4 protein-coding genes and 1 pseudogene are annotated in these 4,228 nt (G+C 76.9%); 2 read left to right on the top strand and 3 right to left on the bottom strand.

Annotated features, from left to right (window positions below):
• Nucleotides 1–451 (bottom strand): annotated as a pseudogene (locus tag ACFV0G_RS36180) (hypothetical protein); the annotation flags it as partial.
• A 197-nt stretch (nucleotides 452–648) separates the two neighbouring features.
• On the opposite strand from ACFV0G_RS36180, the gene ACFV0G_RS36175 reads away from it, so the two are divergent.
• Nucleotides 649–996, top strand: coding sequence for an SCP2 sterol-binding domain-containing protein (locus ACFV0G_RS36175; protein WP_380557083.1), 348 nt, complete (start codon nucleotides 649–651; stop codon nucleotides 994–996).
• A gap of 64 nt (nucleotides 997–1,060) precedes the next feature.
• Here the strand turns inward: ACFV0G_RS36175 and ACFV0G_RS36170 are convergent, their stop codons facing one another.
• Nucleotides 1,061–2,098 carry an HAD-IIA family hydrolase gene (locus ACFV0G_RS36170; protein WP_380557081.1) on the bottom strand — a complete coding sequence of 346 codons (1,038 nt, stop codon included), beginning with the start codon at nucleotides 2,096–2,098 and terminating at the stop codon, nucleotides 1,061–1,063.
• A gap of 104 nt (nucleotides 2,099–2,202) precedes the next feature.
• Complete coding sequence (locus ACFV0G_RS36165; RefSeq protein ID WP_380557079.1) at nucleotides 2,203–2,697, bottom strand: tetratricopeptide repeat protein; 495 nt, start codon at nucleotides 2,695–2,697, stop codon at nucleotides 2,203–2,205.
• Nucleotides 2,698–2,798: 101 nt separating this feature from the next.
• Here ACFV0G_RS36165 and ACFV0G_RS36160 point away from each other — a divergent pair, with 101 nt between their 5' ends.
• Complete coding sequence (locus tag ACFV0G_RS36160) at nucleotides 2,799–4,163, top strand: DUF1015 family protein (RefSeq protein WP_380557077.1); 1,365 nt, start codon at nucleotides 2,799–2,801, stop codon at nucleotides 4,161–4,163.
• Nucleotides 4,164–4,228 lie beyond the last annotated feature (65 nt).

Here is a 4,228-nt window from a genome sequence, read left to right as displayed (position 1 = left end):
GGCCCGCCACGTCCTCGTCGTCCCACCCGGCGGTGAACAGGCCCTCGGCCCGCGGCTCACGGCCGGCGGGCCTTCGGCCGTCCGCGGCCGGCCGGGCGCCCTCCGACGGCTCGGCGTCCACGTCACGGAGCTTGCCCTCGATGTAGCCGAGCACCACGCCCAGCTTCACCGCCTGGTCGCCGACGGTCTCGAAGAGCCGCTCCGCCTCGCCCCGGGCCACCCCGACCGCGAGGTCGATCCCGGCACGGCCGACCGTCACGGCCTCCCCGGCGAGCATCTGGAGCGAGCGCGCCGACGGCGGGACGTACTCGGCGACCTTCCGTTCCACCGCGGAGACGTCGACGCCGGTGCGCTCCAGCAGCTCCGCCGCCGTCCCGGCCACCCTCCGGCCCGCCTCCTCCGCGATCGTGGCCGCAATCGCCACCACACCCCGCACCGCATCACGCAGCATCCGAACGCCTCCTCCGCTTGCCCGGACTCCGCTGCTGACGCTACCCCGTACCGCCCCCGCGCCGCTGCACCTCGCGGCCACCCGGCCCAGAGACCGCAGCGCCGCCGCGCACGGCCGTCCCCGCCCGGGCCGCGCTGGGTTAGCGTGGGGCGCCCGGCCGACCTGCGCCGGACGACGGGAACGGGAGCGGATCCGCGATGGCCAGCACGGAGGAGTGCCGCGAGGCACTGGAGCAGTTCGGCCGCAATCTGGCCGGTGCGCAGGGCGACGCCGCCAAGGCCGCGGCGCTGGACCGCTCGGTGAGCTGCCACCTGACCGACCTCGACCTGACCTTCACCGGGCGGCTCCGGGGAGGCCGGATCACCGACATCGTCGAGCAGCCGGGACCGCCGGCCACCAAGGCCGACATCCGCCTGACGATGGCCGGCGACGACCTGGTCGCCATGGTCGGCGGCCGGCTCGGCTTCGCCTCGGCCTGGGCCTCCGGCCGGGTGCGGCTGGAGGCCGGCTTCCGCGACCTGCTGAGGCTGCGCACCCTGCTCTGAGCCGCCCGCCGGCCCCGGAGACCTGCCTCGTGGCCCGGCGGACCCGTGGCCCGCCCGGCGGCTGCTAGAACCCCAGCTCGGCCAGCGCCTTGCGGCCGTCGGCCGGCGTACCGTCCGCGTCCAGCGCCGTCCACGCCGCCGCGCAGAGCGCCCGCAGGCCGTCGTAGCGGTCGCCCGCCCCGGTCAGCTGCAGCACGCCGTCCGCGGCCCGCGCCGTCCACCCGCCACATGCGTGGCCGCCGTCGGCCGCCACCACCTCGGGCTGCGCGGACAGCAGGCCCCGCAGGTCCGGCGCCAGGTAGGTCGGCCGGTGCTCCGCCGGCGCCGACAGCAGCTGCGCCGGGGTGGCGATGCCGGTGAACACCAGCAGGCTGTCCACGCCGCCGTTGAACGCGCCCTCGATGTCGGTGTCCAGCCGGTCGCCGACCACCAGCGGACGCTTCGCACCCGTGCGGATCACCGTCTCCCGGTGCATCGGCGGCAGCGGCTTGCCCGCGACCTCCGGCTCCGTGCCGGTGGCCGCCCGCACCGCCGCGACCAGCGAACCGTTTCCCGGCGCGATCCCCCGCCCGGTCGGCACCGTCAGGTCCGTGTTGGACGCCACCCAGGGCAGCCCCGCCGCCACCGCGTACGAGGCCTCCGCCAGGTGCTGCCAGCCCACCGACGGGTCGAAGCCCTGGACCACGGCCACCGGCTGCTCGGCCATCGAGCGGACGGCCACCAGACCCCGCTCGGCCAGCGCCTCCTCCAGCCCGGCACCGCCCACGACCAGCACCTTCGACCCGGCCGGCAGCTTGTCCGCCAGCAGCCGCGCGGCCGCCTGCGCCGAGTTGATCACGTCACCGGCCTCCGCCGGCACACCCAGCTCGGTCAGGTGCGCGGCCACCACCTGCGGCGGCCGGGAGGCGTTGTTGGTGACGTACGCGAGCCGCAGGCCCGCCTCCCGGGCCGCCGCCAGCGACTCGACCGCGTGCTCCACCGCGTGCGCACCGGCGTACACCACACCGTCGAGGTCCAGCAGCGCGGTGTCGTACGCCTCGCTCAGCGGGCGTGCGCAGCCCCCGGGTGCGGTGCGTGCCGGGCCGGTCGGGGTGTCCGTCATCGTGTGCTCTTCCTCGTCGTCGTACGCGTCGTCGTGCTGCCGTGGTCGGCCGTGCCCCGGCCGGGCCCGCCGGGGGTGCCGGCCCGGTCCGGGCCGGCGGCCGCTCAGGGCCGGTCGTCGGGGGTCTCCGGCGGTGCCAGGTACCCGGGCGCGCCCGGCCGCAGCGGTCCGAAGGCGCCCGCCCGGGCGGCCAGGGTCGCCCGGGTCTGCCGCAGCGCGGCCCGGTAGTGGTCGTTGTCCGGCCGCATCGCGACCGCGAGCGCGAGGTGCTCGGCCGACGACTCGAAGTCGCCGAGCCTGGCCGCCGCCACGCCCCACCCGAACTGAGCGTAGTCGTCGGACGGATCCGCCAGCGCCACGGCCCGGAAGTCCGCCAGCGCCTCCGCGTACCGGCCGGCGTCGAACTCGGCCCTGGCCAGCGCCTCACGGATCGACCGCGAGTGCGGCTCGGCCGCCGCCGCCCGCGCCAGCAGCTGCACCGCGGCCGCCGGATGCCGCTGGTCCAGCAGCTGCACCCCGCGCCGGAACCAGTCGTACACGTCCCCGTCCGGGGCTCCCGCGTCCCCGGTCCCCTCCAGCCGTTCCTGCCCGCTGCTCATCGCCCACCTCGCTCCCGTCCACGGCCCGATCCGGTGACGGCACCGAGCACTGCGACTCCGATCGATCTCCCAACACCGGCCACGCGATTAACATGCCCAGAATGAGTCCACCCAGTGCAGACAGCGGAGCCGGGGCTCCGGCGGGCGGCCCCGGCGATCCCGGGCACGTCGCGACCGCGGGCCTGTCCCTGTCACCGTTCCGAGGCCTGCGGTACGTCCCCGACCGGGTCGGCACCCTCGCCGCGGTCACCTCCCCGCCGTACGACGTCGTCGACCCCGGCCGCCGCCTGGACCTGGAGACCGCGGACCCGTACAACGTCGTCCGGCTCACCCTGCCGCGGCCCGAACCGGGGGACGGCGGCGACCGGCCCGACCGGGACACCCGCTACCGGCACGCTGCCCGGCTGCTCGCCCAGTGGCAGGCGCAGGGCGTCCTGGCGCCCGACCCGGTGCCCGCGCTCTACGTCTACGAGCAGCGCACCCACGAGCCCGGCGGCGGGACGGTGCAGCGCGGCCTGATCGGCGCCCTCGCGGTCAGCGGACCGGAGGCCGGCGTCGTCCTGCCGCACGAGGACGTCATGCCGCGGCCGGTCGCCGACCGGGTCGGCCTGATGCGCACCACCCGGGCCAACCTCGAACCGCTGCTGCTCACCTACCGCGGCAGCGGCGGTGCCGCGGCGGTGATCGAGCGCGCGGCCGCGCGCGAACCGCTGCTCGCGACCACCACCAGCGACGGCACCGACCACCGGCTCTGGGCGGTCACCGACCCCGCCGAGCTCGCCGACGTCACCCGCGACCTGGCCACCTGCCGGGCGCTGATCGCCGACGGCCACCACCGCTGGGAGATGTACCTGCGCCTCCAGCGCGAGCACCGGCACCTGCCGCGCAGCCCGTGGGACCGCGGGCTGGTCCTGCTGGTCGACACCGCCCGGTACCCGCTCAAGGTCCGCGCGATCCACCGGGTGCTGTACCGGCTGCCGGTCGCGGACGCGCTCGCCGCCCTCGGACCGCAGTGGCGGGTGAAGGAGGTGCCCGGGCCGCTCGACACCGCGCTGCGGGCCCTCGGCGAGGCCAAGCGGGACGGCGGCAACGCCTACCTGCTGACCGGCGGCGACGGGACGTACCACCTGGTCACCGACCCGGACGAGGCGCTGATCGAGGCCACCGTGCGGTCCGACCGGCCGGAGGAGTGGCGGCGGCTGGACGCCACGGTGCTGCACGAGACCCTGTTCGAGCACACCTGGCGCATCCCCGACGCCCCCGACCACATCGGCTATCTGCACGCCGCCGCGGCGGCCGAGCAGGAGGCCGCGCGGACCGGCGGCACGGCGGTCCTGCTCCACCCCGTCGAGGAGCGGGTCGTGCGCAGGCTCGCCGAACAGGGCGTCACCATGCCCCGGAAGTCGACCTCCTTCGGCCCCAAGCCCGCGACCGGACTGGTGCTCAGGTCGCTCCTGCTGGGCTGACCGGAGCCCGGCGCCCGTCCGGCACCGGACACGCCGTTGGGGGGGCGCGGCCGCGGGCGCGGGGC

It is taken from the genome of Kitasatospora sp. NPDC059571 (genome assembly GCF_042735675.1).
GTDB lineage: Bacteria > Actinomycetota > Actinomycetes > Streptomycetales > Streptomycetaceae > Kitasatospora.
Note: the sequence above shows the minus strand (reverse complement) of the source record. Positions and strands in the feature narration are given on the sequence as shown.

What these genes read in the sequence shown, in the direction of transcription:
- ACFV0G_RS36175 (WP_380557083.1), top strand. Translation starts at nt 649, where the DNA reads ATGGCCAGCACGGAGGAGTGCCGCGAGGCACTGGAGCAGTTCGGCCGC.
- ACFV0G_RS36160 (WP_380557077.1), top strand. Translation starts at nt 2,799, where the DNA reads ATGAGTCCACCCAGTGCAGACAGCGGAGCCGGGGCTCCGGCGGGCGGC.
- ACFV0G_RS36165 (WP_380557079.1), bottom strand. Translation starts at nt 2,697, where the DNA reads ATGAGCAGCGGGCAGGAACGGCTGGAGGGGACCGGGGACGCGGGAGCC.
- ACFV0G_RS36170 (WP_380557081.1), bottom strand. Translation starts at nt 2,098, where the DNA reads ATGACGGACACCCCGACCGGCCCGGCACGCACCGCACCCGGGGGCTGC.